Below are 17,290 nucleotides of genomic sequence, written 5' to 3' on the forward strand. Positions count from 1 at the left end.
CCTTGATCAGGCCAGCGCAGCGCGAGCGGCTGCGAAGGCGTCGGGGGTATCCAGGTTATGGGTGGCGATGCCCTTGACACAGCGCTTGTTCAGGCCGCTCAGGACCTTGCCGGGGCCGCACTCGACGAGATCGGTCACACCCTGCTCGGACAGGCGCACCATCGACTCGACCCAGCGGACCGGGCTGTAGAGCTGAGCAAGGAGGTCGGCCTTGAGCACATCAAGATCGGTCACCACCGAGGCGCTGACGTTCTGCACCAGCGCAATCTCGGGCGCCTTCCAGTTCAGCGCCTGAACGAACTCGGCGAAACGCTCCGCAGCGGGCCTCATCAGGGCACAGTGGGACGGCACGCTAACCGGCAGCGGCATCGCACGTTTGGCACCACGCGCCTTGCAGGCTTCGATGGCACGCTCGACGGCCGCAGCCGAACCCGCGATCACCACCTGGCCTGGGGCGTTGAAATTCACTGCACTGACCACGTCACCCTTTTCAGCCTCGGCGCAAGCGGCCAGCACATCAGCGTCCTCCAGCCCAAGGATGGCTGCCATGCCACCCTGACCAGCCGGGACAGCCTGCTGCATCAACCGCCCACGTTGCTCGACGAGCTTCACGGCGTCAGCGAACTGCAGGCTGCCTGCTGCCACCAGAGCGGAGTACTCGCCCAGGCTGTGACCGGCAACAAAAGCCGGACGCACACCACCCTCCTGCTGCCACAGGCGCCACAGCGCAATGGATGCTGTCAGGATCGCGGGCTGGGTCTTGTCGGTCTGATTGAGATCTTCCTCTGGCCCCTGCTGGGTCAGGGTCCACAGGTCATAGCCGAGGGCTTCAGAGGCCTCGCCGAAAGTATCGACGACCAGACGGCTCGAAGCACCGTGCTCGGCCAGCATGCCAAGGGACTGGGAGCCCTGGCCGGGGAAAACGAATGCGAGGGATGCGGACATTGGAACGGTTCCCGTGTTTGCCTTGTTCGATTCGCGCACCCGGCAGGCCGGGCGCAACGGACTGACAGTTGGATGACAGCCCTCGTCCAACGGTCACATCCTAGAGCAACAGATCCTCAAGCCGCCCATGGAGTCTCTGCGGCAGATTCTCCCGCACCTCGATGACGGCACGACGAATCGCACTCTGGAAGCCATCCGCTCCTGCGGAGCCGTGACTCTTCACCACAATCCCCTGCAGCCCGAGGAAGCTCGCACCGTTGTGGCGGGACGGAGCCAGGTCGCCCTTGAGGCGACTCAACAGCGGCAGCGCCAGCGCACCGACCAGACGGGAGCCAAGATTCTCGGTGAACAGGGACTCGATGCGCGCGGCAATCATCGCCACCAGACCCTCGCTGGACTTGAGCAGGATATTGCCGACGAAGCCATCGCAGACCACCACATCCGCTTCGCCGCGATACAGCGCATCGCCCTCGATGTAGCCGATGTAGTTCAACCCATTGGCCTGCTGAAGCAGGCTTGCCGCGAGCTTGACCTGCTGGTTGCCCTTGATGTCCTCCGTGCCGACGTTCAGCAACGCCACACGAGGGCTGCGCAACCCGAGCGCCTCAGCAGCAACGCTGCCCATCACCGCAAACTGGTAAAGGTGCTCGGCACTGCAATCCACGTTGGCCCCCAGATCCAACAGGTGGCAATGGCCACGCGCCGTAGGGATCGCAGTGACCATGGCAGGCCGATCAATCCCCGGCAGGGTCTTGAGTACGTAGCGGGAAAGCGCCATCAACGCACCGGTATTGCCGGCGCTCACGCAAGCATGGGCACGCCCGGCACGGACGAGGTCCAGAGCGACACGCATGGAGGAATCGGGTTTGCCGCGCAGCGCCTGCGAGGGGCGCTCGTCCATCGCCACCACTTCGGCAGCATGCTCGACGGACAGCCGCCGGCGATCGACTCCGCTTTCGCAGGCGATGAGATCTTCAAGGACGGGAGCCTGGCCGACAAGAACCAGATGCAAGGAGGGGAACTCAGCCAGGCAGGCGATGCTGGCTGGAACAATGCAACGGGGACCGAAGTCCCCGCCCATTGCGTCAATCGCTATAACAGAGACGGACAAGGATTACTCGTTCGAGCCCTTGTCGATCACTTTGCGACCACGGTAGAAGCCGTCCGGGGAGACGTGGTGGCGCAGGTGAACTTCACCGGTGCTCTTCTCGACGGACAGGGCATTGGCCTCGAGGGCGTCGTGGGAGCGACGCATGTCACGGGCAGAGCGGGATTTTTTGTTCTGCTGAACAGCCATAATCAATTAACTCCTAAACGTTTGGGTCACGCTTTAACTGCGCCAGTACGCTGAACGGGTTGGACCGCGGAACCTCGTCCTCGCTCGGTTCGGGCTCATCAAGCCCCGCCGGCTGCTGGCATTCTTCAGGGTCATGGGCCGGAACAATGGGCAAGGCCAGCAGAAGCTCGTCCTCGACCAGAGTCAGAAGATCCAGCGGATCCTCACCCACTTCCAGCACGTCATAGCCCTTGGGCAGTGACTGGCTGTCCGCACCCTCCTTCACCACGGCGTACGTACACTCGCTGTGGATCGGCAGCGCGACCAGCTCCAGGCAACGCTGACATACCATCTTGACCTCGACGTCGAGCTCGCTGTGGATCACCACAGTGCGCTGCTCGTCGCGCTCGAACGAAAGCTTCACGGTGACGCGACCTGCGTCATCGGAGAGGGGATCGCACAAACGCTCGAGACTGGCGAGAGGCAGCTCACCCTGAAGGGTGGCGCTGCGATCGGCCATCTTGCGCGGATCGACGTGAGTTGGAATCGGCCCATTCAACATAGGCGCGGTATTCTAGGGATGCCCCCCTGCCCTGTCAAAACAAATTCCGACCTGTCCGCCGCGCGGCACGCCCGATAGAATCGCGGCACTTTTTCGCGGAGTCGATCATGACCAATCTGGTGCTCGCATCCAGCTCACCCTACCGGCGCGCCCTGCTGGAGCGCCTGGGCCTTCCCTTCACCTGGAGCGCGCCCGCCATCAATGAAACACGTCACCCAGGTGAAAGCGCCGAGCACCTCGTGCGCCGTCTCGCCGAACAGAAGGCCCGAGCCCTGGCGCACATCCATGACCAACACCTGATCATCGGCTCCGACCAGGTCGCCGTACTCGGCCAGCAGGTACTGGGCAAGCCCGGCGACTTCACCCGCGCCAAGCAACAACTCATGGCCGCGAGCGGTGCCAGCGTGAGCTTCCTGACTGGCCTCGCCCTGCTCAATACGCGAACCGACAGCTGCCAGGTGGATTGCATCCCCTTCACCGTGCACTTCCGCAAACTGGACGAAGCCACCATCGAGCGATACCTGCAGGCAGAGCAGCCCTACGACTGCGCCGGCAGCTTCAAGGCGGAAGGGCTCGGCGTCGCACTGTTCCGCACCACAGAGGGAGAGGACGCCACCAGCCTGGTTGGCCTGCCACTGATCCGCCTGGTGGACATGCTGCTCGCCGAAGGCCGGAAGATCCCCTGATACGAAAAAGCCCGGCACAAGCCGGGCTTTTCTGGCAACTACCTGCGAGGTTCAGCGCAGCGAAGGCCCCTGGAACCCCATCCACATTGCCAACTGCTCAGCCATGCTCGCACCCAGGCGCTTGGCAAAGCGATCGAACGGCGTGTCCTGCTTCGTGTAGTCGACGATTTCTTTGGCACCGATGACCTCGCGCGCCACGTAGCTGGTGCTACCGAGCTTATCCACCAGACCCAGCTCAAGAGCCTGCTCACCGGACCAGACCAGACCGCTAAAGAGTTCGGGATGCCCATCGACCTTCAGCCGATCACCTCGCCCCCTCTTCACACTCTCGATGAACTGGCGATGAGTGGTATCCAGCACACCCTGCCAGAAGCGAGTTTCGTCGTCCTTCTGAGGCTGGAACGGATCAAGGAACGCCTTGTGCTCGCCCGAGGTATAGACACGACGCTCGACACCCAGCTTACCCATCAGGTCGACGAAGCCGAAGCTGGCCGCCGTGACACCAATGGACCCCACCAGGCTTGCCTTGTCCGCATAGATCTCATCCGCCGCACTGGCAATGTAGTAGGCACCAGATGCCCCAAGATCAGTGATCACCGCATAGACCTTGGTATCGGGATGCTCACCCCGCAGCCGCCGGATCTCGTCATAGATGTAGCCCGACTGGACGGGGCTGCCGCCCGGGCTGTTGATGCGCAGCACAACACCCTTGGTCTTCGGATCCTCGAAGGCCGCCCTGAGACTGCTCACGATGTTGTCGGCACTCGCAGCCTCGTTGTCCGCAATCATGCCGCGAACCTCGACCAGTGCCGTATGGGTCTCACCACGTGCCGCCGTCTTCTGCAGATCGAACAACGGCGAAAACATCAGCAGCGCGCCGAACAGATAAAGGAAGGTCAGGAGCTTGAAGAAAATACCCCAGCGCCTGGCTCGCCGCTGTTCCTGAACGCCCGCCAGGACTGCCTTTTCAAGCAGCCTCCAACTCTTGTCATCACCACCAGCGGGTGCCGATGCGTTCCATTCATCAGACATGCAGTTCCACCTTGTTCACTGGATTGTTCGCACCACTGGCAAGCCAATGGCGAAGCTCATCAAAATGCTCGATTGCTAGTGTCGGCGACTCCAGCCGCAGGACATCCAGCGACTGTGCGCCGTAACCGACCGCCACGCAGTCCATTCCCGCATTGCGCGCCATGCGCAGATCAAAGGGCGAATCCCCCACCATCAGCGACGCACCGACATCGACACCGCAGTGCGCCATGATCTGGCACAGCATCAGGGGATCAGGCTTACTCGCAGCTTCATCAGCGCAGCGAGTGATATCGAAATAGCGCTCCCAACCTCGCCCCGCCAGAACACGATCAAGCCCGCGCCGCGTCTTGCCCGTTGCCACCGCCAGGCGATAGCCAGCCTCGCGAAACGACTCCAGCGCATCTTCCACACCCGCAAAGAGCGGCGACGGGGCCGCTTCCAGATGACTGTAGTGCGAGGCATAGACCTCTCGATAGCGAGCGATCCGCTGCGGATCAGCCAGGTCCGGGTAAAGCACTGCAATCGCCTCGGGCAAGCCGAGACCGATGATGCCCTTGAGGGCCGAATCGTCCAATTGCGGTAAATCGCAAGCATCAGCCGCCACTCGAAGGGACTCGACGATGCGCGAGATGGAATCCACCAGAGTTCCATCCCAATCGAAGATCAGCAGTTGATAGTCAGGCACCAATCCGCTCCAGGGTCTGCGACCACGCCTCATCCACTGGCGCCTCAAGATTTAGAGGCGTGCCATCGGGCAGCACCAGGGAGAGCGCATAAGCATGCAGGAACAGACGCTTGCCGCCCAGCTCACGGATTTCCCGGGAAAAATCCTCATCCCCATACTTCGGATCGCCAGCAATGGCATGACCGGCATGGCGAGTGTGAACGCGAATCTGATGGGTCCGTCCAGTGATCGGGCTCGCCTCGATCAAAGTGGCGAACTCACCAAAACGCCGCAGCACGCGGAACTCGGTCAAAGCATCCTTACCCTCATCACTTACTTCCACCATCCGCTCGCCGGATCGCAAGGTGTTCTTCAGAAGTGGCGCGCTGACCTTCTTCTTCGACGCCGGCCAACTGCCCCGAACCAAAGCGAGGTAACGCTTGTCCACCCCATCACCGCGCAGTGCCTCGTGGAGATGACGCAACATGCTGCGTTTCTTGGCGATCATCAGCAGACCCGAGGTATCCCGATCCAGGCGATGGACCAACTCAAGCTCACGCGCATCGGGCCGCAACTGACGAAACGCCTCGATCACCCCGTAGCTGAGACCACTGCCACCATGCACAGCGATGCCTGCTGGCTTATTGAGGACGATCAAACCCTTGTCCTCGTAAACAATGGCGGCCTCAAGACGCTCAAGCAGCCCCTGGGCAACCGGTACCTGCTCATCCCGCTCAGCGAGACGCAGCGGCGGCACGCGGACCACATCTCCAGCCTGAAGCTTGTACTCAGGCTTGATGCGCCCCTTGTTCACCCGCACCTCACCCTTGCGCAAGATGCGATAGATCAGAGTCTTGGGGACGCCTTTCAGCTGGGTCCGGAGGAAATTATCGATACGCTGGCCGGCATATTCCGGCGCGACTTCGAGCATTAGCACACCGGAAGTCGGAGAGGAGGGAGTTGTCATGGCGGCGATCATAACAATTTTTTATGGATTTGAAGCACTTAATGATTGCTGCTATAGTCGCGAACGCCGCCAAAAGCGGCCGTGCCCCGGATGCTCGCCAAGACTGCCATCCCAGCCACGTGCAACCCATTCAGGACGTCAGGCCGTCCGTCAGGATTTTCGCTCCAGAACAGCGACTATTCGGAGAAAAAAGCCTTGAGCCATGACGCGTGACCACCCTTGGGCGGTCGCGGTAAATGCAACCCGCTACGGATTCTGCGAGCGGCACCCGATTTTCAAGGGACAAGTGTAGGGTGGAGATGCACAACCGTCGGACTGCGTAGCAGCGTTTCAACCAAGACGTTTTATTCCGTCCGCTGCCGATGGCTGATTCCTCCTCCTGATAAACGTTGCTTCTGTTACGACAACAGCAGCGGGAGACGTCGTCGCGACTCCGGCCAGATGGCCTGATGTCGCTGGACACGGGAGCATTAATCCGCTCCTGACACGCACCTGACACCGACCGCGAGAGTCGTGTGTGCTGATCGCCGTTTCCGGTAGCCCCGGAAACCGACGGTACTACATGAAAAGAATGCTGATTAACGCAACTCAGCCCGAAGAGTTGCGTGTTGCCCTGGTCGACGGCCAACGCCTGTATGACCTGGACATCGAGTCGGGCGCCCGCGAACAGAAAAAGGCCAACATCTATAAAGGCCGCATCACCCGCATCGAACCCAGCCTCGAAGCCGCATTCGTCGACTTCGGTGCCGAACGTCACGGCTTCCTGCCGCTGAAAGAAATCTCCCGCGAATACTTCAAGAAATCCCCCGAGGGCCGCGTCAACATCAAGGACGTGCTCAACGAAGGCCAGGAAGTCATCGTCCAGGTCGAGAAGGAAGAACGCGGTAACAAGGGCGCAGCCCTCACCACCTTCATCAGCCTCGCCGGCCGCTACCTGGTGCTGATGCCGAACAACCCCCGTGCCGGCGGCATCTCCCGTCGCATCGAAGGCGAAGAGCGCAACGAACTGCGCGAAGCCCTGAACGGCCTGAACGCGCCGGCCGACATGGGTCTGATCGTGCGTACCGCCGGCCTCGGCCGCTCCAGCGAGGAACTGCAGTGGGACCTCGACTACCTCCTGCAACTCTGGAGTGCCATCAAGGAAGCCTCCGGTGAGCGCGGCGCCCCCTTCCTGATCTACCAGGAAAGCAACGTCATCATCCGCGCGATCCGCGACTACCTGCGCCAGGACATCGGCGAAGTGCTGATCGACAGCGTCGAGGCCCAGGAAGAAGCCCTGAGTTTCATCCGCCAGGTGATGCCGCAGTACCAGAACAAGATCAAGCTCTACCAGGACAGCGTCCCGCTGTTCAATCGTTTCCAGATCGAGAGCCAGATCGAAACCGCCTTCCAGCGCGAAGTGAAGCTGCCCTCCGGCGGCTCCATCGTCATCGACCCGACCGAAGCCCTGGTGTCCATCGACATCAACTCCGCTCGCGCCACCAAAGGTGGTGACATCGAAGAAACCGCCCTGCAGACCAACCTGGAAGCGGCCGAGGAAATCGCCCGCCAACTGCGTCTGCGCGATATCGGTGGCCTGATCGTCATCGACTTCATCGACATGACCCCGGCCAAGAACCAGCGCGCCGTGGAAGAGAAGGTCCGCGAAGCCCTCGAAGCCGACCGTGCCCGCGTCCAGGTTGGCCGCATCTCCCGCTTCGGCCTGCTGGAAATGTCCCGCCAGCGCCTGCGCCCGTCCCTGGGTGAAACCAGCGGCATCGTCTGCCCCCGTTGCAACGGCCAGGGCATCATCCGCGACGTCGAATCCCTGTCCCTGGCCATCCTCCGTCTGATCGAGGAAGAAGCCCTGAAGGACCGCACCGCCGAAGTCCGTGCCCAAGTGCCGATCCCGGTCGCCGCCTTCCTGCTCAACGAGAAGCGCAACAGCATCACCAAGATCGAGCTGCGCACCCGCGCCCGCATCGTGATCCTGCCGAACGACCACCTGGAAACCCCGCACTTCGAAGTCCAGCGCCTGCGCGACGACAACCCGGAAGTCCTCACTGGCCAGTCCAGCTACGAGATGACCCCGACCGAAGTCGAGGAACACCATCCGGCCACCTCCACCCGCACCCTGGTTCGCCAGGAGGCCGCCGTGAAGACCGTTGCCCCCGAGCGTCCGGCTCCCGCACCGACCGCCCCGGCCCCGATGGCACCGCCCACCGCTGCCGTTGCCGCCGCCGAACCGAGCCTGTTCAAGGGCCTGGTGAAGTCGCTGGTCAGCCTGTTCGCCGGCAAGGACGAGCCGAGCCCTGCGCCTGAGAAGGCCACCACCAGCGAGCGCCCTGCCCGTACCGGCGAGGAGCGTCGTAACGGCCGCCAGCAGAACCGCCGCCGCGAAGGCCGTGAAGGCCGTCGTGACGACGAGCGCAAGCCTCGCGAAGAGCGCCAGCCGCGTGAAGAGCGTCAGCCTCGCGAGGACCGTCAACCGCGTGAAGAGCGCCAGCCCCGCGAAGGCCGTGAGCCGCGCGAAGAGCGCCAACCTCGTGCAGAGCGCGCCCCGCGCGAAGAGCGCCAGCCCCGTGAGGAGCGTCAGCCTCGCGAAGAACGCCAACCGCGTGAAGAGCGCCAGGCCCGTGAGGAACGCCAACCCCGCGAAGAGCGTCAGCCCCGTGAGGAGCGCCAGCCCCGCGAAGCCCGCGAGCCGCGTGAAGGTCAGGAGAACCGCCGCGAGCGTGGTGAGCGTCCGCCCCGTGAAGAGCGCCAACCGCGCCCCGAACAGGCTGCAAATGCCCAGAGCGAAGAAGAACTGCTGAACGACAGCGAAGAGCTGCTGGACGACGGCCAGGAAGGCGCGGACGGCGAACGCCCCCGTCGTCGCTCCCGTGGCCAGCGCCGCCGCAGCAACCGCCGCGAGCGTCAGCGTGAAGTGAATGGCGACGAGTCGCTGGAAGGCAACGAAGAAGCCGAAGGCGATGCCGAGCAGGCCAACGAGCCCTCCGATGCTGCCGTGGTTGCAGCGGTCGCCGCCGGCTCCGTGATCGCCGTCGAAGCCGCCAGCCAAGCAGCAGAGACAGCCGAGGCAGAGCCCCAAGCGAACGCCGACAGCCAGGCCACCGAGCAGCAGGCCAGCCTTGAGCTGCGCCAGCCGCAGTACGCGCCCGAAGCCAGCGAACCGATCACTGCCGTGACCGAGCAGACCGAAAGCGCCGAAGCGGCCAGCGAGCCTCAAGCTCAGCCGGTTGAAGTCGCCGAAGCTGCCGAGCCGGTTGCTGTCGTCGAGCCCCAGGCAGCCGAGCCCCAGCCGGAGCCCGCAGTAGAAGTCGTCGCCGAGCCTGCTCCGAGCGTCGAAGTCGCTCCCGCTGCGCCCACCACCAGCGTGAGCAGCACCGGCCGCGCGCCCAACGATCCTCGCGAGGTTCGTCGTCGCCAGCAGGAGGCCGAGCGCCTGGCCCGTGAAGCCGCTGCCGCCGCTGCCGCGGCCCCGGTCGAAGCCGAGGCTGCCGCACCTGCAGTGGTCGAGGAGCCGCTCGTGGCCGAAGCCCCTGTCGAGGCACAAGCTCAGCTGACCGAAGAGGTCGCACCGGCCGCCGAAGCTGAAGCCGTCCAGGCCGAGGCCCAGGCAGAAGAAGCCGCAACCGTCGAAGCCGAGCAACCTGCTGCAGAACAGCAGGCCAGCGAGGAAGAGAAGGACAAGCCGACCGTCTGAGGCCTGCTTGCTCCATGAAAAAGGGACGCCAATGGCGTCCCTTTTTCATGCCTCGTTCACAGCACTGAGCCCTCTCAGGCTGGGCGGCTCGTTAACCGCCCCCCCCTTCGCCGCTGCGAGCAGGTTCAGGCCGGCTCCAGCAGTACCTGCCTCACCGCTTCCGGCTGCGCCACCCCAGGCTCCAACAAGGCCTCCATGCGCTCACGGGTCAGTTCCATGAGCGTCCCCAGCCGCGCCACATCGTACTGGCTGGCATCGATCGGCTCCCCCACATGCACAGACACCGGCAACCCCAGGTTGAAACGCCAGGTACGCGCCGGCAGTACGCGATGAATGCCGCGAATGGCCACCGGCACGATCACCGCATCGGTATCCAGGGCCAGGTGGAAGCAGCCCTTCTTGAATGGCTGCAACCGGCCATCCGGGGAACGCGTGCCCTCCGGCGCGGCCCACAACACAATGCCGCTTTCCATCATGGCGCGCGCCTTGGCAAGATCCTCCAGCGCCTGGCGCCGGTTGTGCCGGTCAATGAACGGGAACTCCGCCGCCTTCATCGCCGCCCCCAGGAAAGGCACCCGGGACAGCTCCTGCTTGGCCAACATGCGGATGGAGCCCGGCAGCGCCACAAAAGACGCCGGAATGTCGTAGTGACTGGAGTGATTGCAGAGGATCAGGTAGCGCCGACCATCATTGAAATCCGGCCAACGCCCATGGACCGACAAGCGAACCCGTACAAGGCGCAACAGCCCCCGCGACCAGGCCCGCGTGAAGCCGTCCACACGCTTGCGGTCCAGACGCCGCCAGAGCGCCAACCACAGGACAAGGCAGCAGAAATACAGCGTCCACAGCACCGAACCGACCACCACGCCGACTCGGCGTGCCAGGGTAGCGCTCTGGGCGAATGAATGCAGGTTTGGCATCGTGGCCCTCCCATCTCGTGTTCATCCGCGCGACGCAACGCGCGATCGTTCCTTATGATGCGCAACGTCATCGATTCGACACAGGAGACCGTCATGTCACTCGCGCAACTGATCAGCCCCGATGAACTGGCGCACCGTCTGGGGCAACCCGGCCTGGTGATCCTCGACTGCCGCTTCGCCCTGGACGACACGAGCTACGGCCAGCGCAGCCACGCCGAAGGGCATATCCCGGGTGCCCATTTCGCCGATCTCGAGCGCGATCTCTCAGCCCCCGTACAACCGGGCATCACCGGACGCCACCCGCTGCCGGAGCCGGATAGGCTGGTCGCCACCCTGCGCCGCTGGGGCGTGGACAACACCAGCACCATCGTGCTGCATGACGACGGCCCCGGCCCCGGCGCCTTCGCCGCCCGCGCCTGGTGGCTGCTCGCCTGGCTGGGCAAGCGCGATGGCGTCTACCTGCTCGACGGCGGCCTGAAGGCCTGGCGCGATGCCGGCCTGCCCCTGGATGCGGAACACCCCACCGAGCGCAACGGCAGCTTCACCGGTACAGCCGACCCCAGCCTGGTGCTGGATGCCCGTCAGCTCCAGGCCCGCCTCGATGCCCACGCACTCACCCTGCTGGACGCCCGTGCCCTGCCGCGCTTCAAGGGCGAGGTGGAACCCATCGACCCCATCGCCGGGCACATCCCCGGCGCCCAATGCGCAGTGTTCACCGACAACCTCGACGCCGACGGCCGCTTCCTGCCCGCCCCGGCCCTGCGCCAGCGGTTCCAGGCTTTCCTCGCCGACCGCCCCACGGACAGCCTCGTGGTCTACTGCGGCTCCGGCGTCACCGCTTGCCACAACCTGTTCGCCCTGAGCCTCGCCGGCTACCCGCTCGCACCGCTCTATGCAGGCTCCTGGAGCGAATGGATCACCGACCCCAGCCGCCCCGTAGCCACTGGCCTGTGATCCAGGCCGCCCGTCACTGGGCGGCCTACTCCGCAAGCTGTTAATGACTGTCTGGCATATGGCGCCTTGCGCAAGACGCCAAACAGTTTAAAAACAGGCCTTTACAGCATCTTTATCCCACTACACTTCAAATCGAGCGGCTAACCCCGCTCCCGGCGGGGTCCTTTCCCAGAACGAGAAGCTGCCACACGCCCCCGACCCCGCCGGCACCTTTCGCGAGGGCATCATGGGCATCGCCGCACACGACCTCTGCCAACACGTCATCCGCCCCACCCTGGCCTACCTGCAACGTCCCTCCCCCACGGCCGAAGTGCTCCTGCTCGGCGCCGCTGCGTGCCAGTCCGACCTTGGCACGGCCCTCGGGGATCGCGCCGGCTACGGCCTCTACCACATCAGCGAAGCGCACCATCGCCAACTCTGGGACCAGCACCTGGCACGTGATCCGGACCTGGCCAGCCTGGTACGGGGCCTTGCCAGCCAGCACGCCTTCCTCGGCGCTCCCCACCTGGAACTCGCGGTGAACCTGCGCTACGCCACCGCCATCGCCTGGCTGCTGGTGGAAAGCGAAGTCCTCGTGATGCCCTCGGCGGATGACTGGCCTGGCATGGCCGACGTCTGGCGGCGCGTATTCAACCCGCAGGGAAATCCCAGCGATTACCTTGAGGCGTGGAACCGATGCGTAGGACAACCCCAACAAGCCGCCTAAGAAACATCGATCACTGACCAACCAGTCAGGAACGATCGTCCAAGACCTTTTTGCACGAAGCATGAAATTAGCGGCAATTTGCCACACGGAAGCCTCTAGAATGCGGATTTGACGGGAACTCACGTGGCTGGAAAGGGTCTGGAAATCCTGCTAGTTTCCGCCCCCGCCTTACCAGACCCAGGAGTCAACCGTGATCACAAGAGTCATAAAGACCAGCCTCGCTCTCGCCGTTGCCGGCGCCTCTACCTACAGCCTCGCCGGCGGTTTCGCCATCAACGAACAGAGCGTTAGCGGTATGGGTACTGCCTTCGCCGGTCGCTCTTCCTCGGCCGAGGACGCCTCCACCGTATTCGGCAACCCTGCCGGCATGTCGCGCCTCAAGCGCGAGCAGGTCAGCGGCGGTTTCGCCCTGCTGGACGCCAAGACCGACATCGACCATGGCCGTGGCTCTTTCTCGGGCAGCAACGACGGCGACATGGTCCCGTTCATCGGCGTGCCCATGGGCTACTACGTCAAGCCCATCGATGACAAATGGACCTTCGGCCTCGGCATGTACGTGCCCTTCGGCCTGGTGACCGACTATGAGAAGGGCTTCCAGGGCCGCTACTACGGCACCCGCAGCGAAGTCCGCGTGGTCACCCTGCAGCCCACCGTCAGCTACAAGATCAATGACCAGCTCTCCGTCGGCTTCGGCCCCACCATCAACCGCATCGACGGCGAGCTGACCTCGGCCCTGCCCAACCCGGTTCCGGGCGCTGCGGACGGCAAGGTCAAGGTCAAGGGCGACGACACCGCTCTGGGCTTCAACGCCGGCGTCCTGTTCGAGGTCGATCCCAGCACCCGTCTGGGCCTGACCTACCACTCCAAGGTCAAGTACAAGCTGCGTGGCGACACCACCGTCTCCACCAGCGGCGTGCTGGCGGGCTCGGCCGGCAAGTACGACGCCTCCCTGGACCTGGAAACGCCCGAGTCGGTCGACTTCTCCATCACCCACGACCTGAACGCCGACTGGACCCTCTACGCCGGCACCACCTGGACCCGCTGGAGCCGCCTGGAGGAAATCAAGGTGGAGAACGACGGTGTACGCGGCCCGTTGGCCGGGGCACTCGGCACCATCACCGAAGAACAGCACTGGCGCGACACCTGGTCCTACGCCGTCGGCGCGGCCTACAAGCTGAACCGCGAGTGGACCCTGCGTGCCGGCCTGGCCTACGACCAGAGCCCGACCCGCAACGAGTACCGCTCCCCGCGCATCCCCACCGACGACCGCAAGATCCTCAGCCTCGGTGCCGCCTGGAGCCCCAGCGACGACTGGACCGTGGACCTCGCCTACTCCTACCTCAAGGAAGACGAAGCCACCGTCAACCAGAGCAGCAGCAGCAAGGGCAACTACTCCTCCACCTACAAGAACAGCGCCCACGGCCTGGGTGCCCAGGTCACCTACCGCTTCTGACCTGGACCCCGGCGGCGCCGCTGCCGGGGTACATCACAAACGAAAACGCCGCGATCCCCTCTCGGGTATCGCGGCGTTTTCATGTGTGCCCGGGTTGACGCATCACCCCGGACAGCAGCAACCGTCAGGACTTGGGCGGCTCCTCGCGGTTCAGGTCCATCACCGTTGCGGCGGGTTCGACCGGCTGGCTCGGCTGCACCACCGGCGCCGCCTCCGGCTGGGCCGGCTCGGCAGCCTGGGCGGCCTCCTTCCTCTTCCCACGGACACGGGCAATGACCCAGCCACCGATGGCGATCGGCACCCAGAAGAACTTCTTCAACAGCACCAGCAGGATGGCCAGCAGGCCCGTCTTGGCTGCCACCTTGCCAGCAATCAGCGCGCCCAGGCCGTAGGCCGCGACCTTGTCCAGTTCCGGGTTGAAGTCGGCGTAGCGGTTGCCCGGGTTGAACTCGGTCATCGCCAACACCGCCGGCAGGTTCTGCTCGATGGTCGGCAACTGATCCATGTTGGCGATGAAGTTCAGCACCAGCACGCCCTTACGGCCCAGCACGCGGATGTTGTAGTTCAGGGTGTGGGTTTCGGCATCGCCGAACTTCAGCTCCTTGGCCCAGTGCAGCTTGCGCCCGTTGGCGTCATAGCGCGGCTGGGAGGCCCAGCCGATCAACTGCACCGGCTCGTAGCCGTTCTCGGCGCGCCAGGTGTTGTCTTCCTCGGTGTCATCCTTCATGCCCTGCAGCATCTCGTTGTAGTCGATGTCGCTGGCATCCTCGTCGGACACGTAGCCGCTTTCCTCGTATTCGATGGTCACGGCCCAGGATTCATCGGCCAGCGGAGAGATGCCCTTGGGCAGGATCATGCCCAGCGGCTCCTCGGCATCCGGCGGGTTGCCCCAGGCCTCCACCAGCACGCGCTCGGCGTCCTTGCCATCCAGGTAGACGAACTGTTCGGGCACATCCAGGGTGGCCAGGTTGTCGCCGATCACCACCTTGCCCTGCTTGAAGCTCAGGCTGTTGAGGAACTCCTCCTCGCTCATGCTCTGCTCTTCATAGGCACCCACGTCCTCGTCCGCGACCTGTTCGGCCTGGGCAGTGCTCTCTTCAACAGGGGCAGCCGGCTTGGCAGCGAAGGCAGTGGGAATGGCGGTGGCCAGCAGTCCGGCCAGGATCAGGTCCTTGATCGACATGGGTGTCTCCAGGAGAGGGGGTGGCAAACAGGCCGCGAACCCTAGCACGGGAACGCCAAGCAAACCGGAACCAGCCGAAAGATTCTGAAACAAACTCCCGGCTGATCAGCCTTTTCGCCCCCTCGCCGGGTCAGGGCTTGCTGTCCAGCGCCTGGCGGATGGCCTTCTGCAGGTCCTCGTCATCCGGGCTGGTGAGGCTGGAAAAATGCGCCACCACCTGGCCCTGGCGATCCACCACGTACTTGTAGAAGTTCCAGCGCGGCGCCTGGCCGGACTGCTCGATCAGTTCGCGGTAGAGCGGCGTCGCATCGTCACCGGTCACGTGCTGCGGCTCGGTCATGGTGAAGGTCACGCCGTAGTTCACGTAGCAGACCTTCGCGGTCTCCTCCGCATTGGCCGCCTCCTGCTTGAAGTCATCCGAAGGCACGCCCAGCACCTCGAAGCCCTCGGCCCTGTAGCGCTGGTACAACGCTTCCAGCCCCTTGAACTGCGGGGTGAAGCCGCAGTGGCTGGCGGTGTTGACGATCAGCAGCGGCTTGCCGGCAAAGCGCTCGCACAGGTCCACCGTCGCCTTGGCCCGCAACTGCGGCAGGCTGTGCTGCAACAGCGGTGGGCACTCCGCCGCCACGACGGGCAGGGCGAACAGGGCGAGCAGGGGCACGGCGAACAGGCGTTTCATGGCAGGCATCCTCGGGCACGCGGCGGGTCAAGCGGTGGAGCAAGGCTAGCGCCGGGCCCGTCAGCCGGCAATCAGCACAGGCTCATGTTCAATTGCAGCAGCGCCAGGCCGCCGCGCTGCCACCCCCACCAGGCCAGCGCGGTCAGGCCCAGCATCAGCGCAGCCCCGGCGGCCAGCGCCAGGCGCGCCTTCACAGCGCCACCTGCAGGCGCGCCACCGGCTGCTCGCGGATCGGCCAGTTCAGCGCGGCCGCCATAAGGCTGAGCAGGATGGAGATCTGCCACACCACCTCGTAGCTGCCGGTGTGGTCGTACAGGTAGCCACCCAGCCAGCCACCGAGGAAGGCCCCGAGCTGGTGAAAGAGGAACACGATGCCGCCCAGCATCGACAGGTTGCGCACCCCGAACAGGGTCGCCACCGTGCCGTTGGTCAGCGGCACCGTAGACAGCCACAACAGCCCCATCGCCATGCCGAAGGCATAGGCGCTCCACACCGACAGCGGCATATAGAGGAAGGTCAGGATCACCACCGCCCGCAGCAGGTACAGCACGGTCAGCAGCCGAGGCTTGGCCAGGCGCCCGCCCAGCCAGCCGGCGATGTAGGTGCCGAACACATTGAACAGCCCCACCAGCGCCAGCACCGTCGTGCCCACGGTCGCCGGCAGGTGCTGGTCCACCAGGTAGGCCGGCAAGTGAACGCCGATGAACACCACCTGGAACCCGCAGACGAAGAAGCCCAGCGACAACAGCCAGAACCCGCGATGCACCGCCGCCTCGCGCAGCGCCTCAGCCAGACTCTGCTCCGGCCCCTTGCAGGGCAACGGACGGTCCTTGAGCATCCCCGCCAGCGGCACGATCAACGCCACCAGCAGCCCCAGCGCCAGCAGCGCCGACGACCAGCCCAGCCAACTGATCAACCCCTGGGAGCCCGGCAGCATGGCGAACTGGCCGAACGAACCGGCTGCCGCCGCAATGCCCATGGCCATGCTGCGCTGCTCCACCGGCACCGCCCGCCCGACCACCCCGAGGATCACCGAGAACGACGTCCCCGACAGCCCGATGCCGATCAGCAGCCCCGCACTGGCCGAGAGCTGCAGCGGCGAATGGGACAGGCTCATCAGCACCAGCCCCAGCGCATAGAGCACACCGCCCACCAGCACCGCCCGCGTCGCACCGAAGCGGTCGGCCAGGGCCCCGGTGAAGGGTTGCGACAGGCCCCAGATCAGGTTCTGCAGCGCGATGGCAAAGGCAAACACCTCCCGCCCCCAGCCGAACTCCCCGCTCATCGGGGCCAGGAACAGGCCGAAGCCGTGGCGGATGCCCAGTGACAGCGCCAGGATCAACGACGCCCCCAGCAACACCCAGCCACTCGTGCGCCACATCGAACTCATAGCGTGCATCCTCACTTTCCGGCCCGGCGGCGACATGCCGCGCCTACAGCCGCCGCCAACCGGGGCGCCCGACAGCGAACGGACAAGGGAGAGCTGTATAGGGCTCGTCTCGGGCCCGGTCAATGGCCGTATCGCCCGCCCGTGCACCGGGCGATTGTCCCAAGTGCCAGACGCCCCCGTTCCCG

17 protein-coding genes are annotated in these 17,290 nt (G+C 64.5%); 5 read left to right on the forward strand and 12 right to left on the reverse strand.

Annotated elements, in window-relative coordinates; all coding sequences use genetic code 11:
* Positions 1 to 6: 6 nt before the first annotated feature.
* The 4 genes from fabD to A9G05_RS03760 form a co-directional block, all read right to left on the reverse strand.
* Positions 7 to 945 carry an ACP S-malonyltransferase gene (gene fabD, locus A9G05_RS03745; protein WP_069559691.1) on the reverse strand — a complete coding sequence of 313 codons (939 nt, stop codon included), beginning with the start codon at positions 943 to 945 and terminating at the stop codon, positions 7 to 9.
* Positions 946 to 1,045: 100 nt separating this feature from the next.
* On the reverse strand, positions 1,046 to 2,056 hold the full coding sequence (plsX, locus tag A9G05_RS03750; RefSeq protein ID WP_083265515.1) for a phosphate acyltransferase PlsX: 1,011 nt from the start codon (positions 2,054 to 2,056) through the stop codon (positions 1,046 to 1,048).
* A gap of 3 nt (positions 2,057 to 2,059) precedes the next feature.
* Positions 2,060 to 2,242 (reverse strand): 50S ribosomal protein L32, encoded by a 183-nt coding sequence (gene rpmF, locus A9G05_RS03755; protein WP_069559692.1) that lies wholly within the window; start codon positions 2,240 to 2,242, stop codon positions 2,060 to 2,062.
* 13 nt (positions 2,243 to 2,255) lie between these two features.
* Complete coding sequence (locus tag A9G05_RS03760) at positions 2,256 to 2,783, reverse strand: YceD family protein (protein WP_069559693.1); 528 nt, start codon at positions 2,781 to 2,783, stop codon at positions 2,256 to 2,258.
* Positions 2,784 to 2,890: 107 nt separating this feature from the next.
* Here A9G05_RS03760 and A9G05_RS03765 point away from each other — a divergent pair, with 107 nt between their 5' ends.
* A complete protein-coding gene (locus A9G05_RS03765) occupies positions 2,891 to 3,469 on the forward strand; it encodes a nucleoside triphosphate pyrophosphatase (RefSeq protein WP_069559694.1) in 579 nt (192 codons plus the stop codon).
* 51 nt (positions 3,470 to 3,520) lie between these two features.
* Here A9G05_RS03765 and sppA read toward each other — a convergent pair whose 3' ends face one another.
* The 3 genes from sppA to rluC are packed head-to-tail and all read right to left on the reverse strand — an operon-like array spanning position 3,521 to position 6,132.
* Positions 3,521 to 4,501 carry a signal peptide peptidase SppA gene (gene sppA / locus A9G05_RS03770; protein WP_069559695.1) on the reverse strand — a complete coding sequence of 327 codons (981 nt, stop codon included), beginning with the start codon at positions 4,499 to 4,501 and terminating at the stop codon, positions 3,521 to 3,523.
* Positions 4,494 to 5,186 (reverse strand): HAD-IA family hydrolase, encoded by a 693-nt coding sequence (locus tag A9G05_RS03775; RefSeq protein WP_069559696.1) that lies wholly within the window; start codon positions 5,184 to 5,186, stop codon positions 4,494 to 4,496. Before A9G05_RS03775 ends, sppA begins: the two co-directional genes overlap by 8 nt.
* The gene (gene rluC / locus A9G05_RS03780) at positions 5,179 to 6,132 is read right to left on the reverse strand and encodes a 23S rRNA pseudouridine(955/2504/2580) synthase RluC (protein ID WP_069559792.1); all 954 of its coding nucleotides are present in this window, start codon (positions 6,130 to 6,132) and stop codon (positions 5,179 to 5,181) included. The genes A9G05_RS03775 and rluC overlap by 8 nt, the downstream gene beginning before the upstream one ends.
* Before the next feature lie 562 nt (positions 6,133 to 6,694).
* Here rluC and rne point away from each other — a divergent pair.
* A complete protein-coding gene (gene rne / locus A9G05_RS03785) occupies positions 6,695 to 9,820 on the forward strand; it encodes a ribonuclease E (RefSeq protein ID WP_083272486.1) in 3,126 nt (1,041 codons plus the stop codon).
* A 125-nt stretch (positions 9,821 to 9,945) separates the two neighbouring features.
* Here rne and A9G05_RS03790 read toward each other — a convergent pair whose 3' ends face one another.
* Positions 9,946 to 10,740 carry a 1-acyl-sn-glycerol-3-phosphate acyltransferase gene (locus A9G05_RS03790; protein WP_069559698.1) on the reverse strand — a complete coding sequence of 265 codons (795 nt, stop codon included), beginning with the start codon at positions 10,738 to 10,740 and terminating at the stop codon, positions 9,946 to 9,948.
* 93 nt (positions 10,741 to 10,833) lie between these two features.
* On the opposite strand from A9G05_RS03790, the gene A9G05_RS03795 reads away from it, so the two are divergent.
* The 3 genes from A9G05_RS03795 (at position 10,834) to A9G05_RS03805 (ending at position 13,853) form a co-directional block, all read left to right on the forward strand.
* Positions 10,834 to 11,694 carry a sulfurtransferase gene (locus A9G05_RS03795; RefSeq protein ID WP_069559699.1) on the forward strand — a complete coding sequence of 287 codons (861 nt, stop codon included), beginning with the start codon at positions 10,834 to 10,836 and terminating at the stop codon, positions 11,692 to 11,694.
* A 226-nt stretch (positions 11,695 to 11,920) separates the two neighbouring features.
* A complete protein-coding gene (locus A9G05_RS03800) occupies positions 11,921 to 12,400 on the forward strand; it encodes a hypothetical protein (protein WP_069559700.1) in 480 nt (159 codons plus the stop codon).
* 190 nt (positions 12,401 to 12,590) lie between these two features.
* Positions 12,591 to 13,853 (forward strand): OmpP1/FadL family transporter, encoded by a 1,263-nt coding sequence (locus A9G05_RS03805; protein WP_069559701.1) that lies wholly within the window; start codon positions 12,591 to 12,593, stop codon positions 13,851 to 13,853.
* 124 nt (positions 13,854 to 13,977) lie between these two features.
* On the opposite strand, the gene A9G05_RS03810 is transcribed toward A9G05_RS03805, so the two are convergent.
* The 4 genes from A9G05_RS03810 to A9G05_RS03820 form a co-directional block, all read right to left on the reverse strand.
* The gene (locus A9G05_RS03810; RefSeq protein ID WP_069559702.1) at positions 13,978 to 15,036 is read right to left on the reverse strand and encodes a DUF2167 domain-containing protein; all 1,059 of its coding nucleotides are present in this window, start codon (positions 15,034 to 15,036) and stop codon (positions 13,978 to 13,980) included.
* A 130-nt stretch (positions 15,037 to 15,166) separates the two neighbouring features.
* Positions 15,167 to 15,715: a glutathione peroxidase gene (locus A9G05_RS03815; protein ID WP_069559703.1), complete on the reverse strand. Its 549-nt coding sequence runs from the start codon at positions 15,713 to 15,715 to the stop codon at positions 15,167 to 15,169.
* 71 nt (positions 15,716 to 15,786) lie between these two features.
* Entirely contained in the window at positions 15,787 to 15,909 is a 123-nt protein-coding gene (locus A9G05_RS27980; RefSeq protein ID WP_256548247.1) for a hypothetical protein, read from the reverse strand.
* Entirely contained in the window at positions 15,906 to 17,096 is a 1,191-nt protein-coding gene (locus A9G05_RS03820; protein ID WP_139131072.1) for an MFS transporter, read from the reverse strand. Before A9G05_RS03820 ends, A9G05_RS27980 begins: the two co-directional genes overlap by 4 nt.
* Between the last annotated feature and the right edge of the window lie 194 nt (positions 17,097 to 17,290).

Source organism: Pseudomonas sp. ENNP23 (assembly GCF_001728945.1).
Lineage (GTDB): Bacteria > Pseudomonadota > Gammaproteobacteria > Pseudomonadales > Pseudomonadaceae > Metapseudomonas > Metapseudomonas otitidis.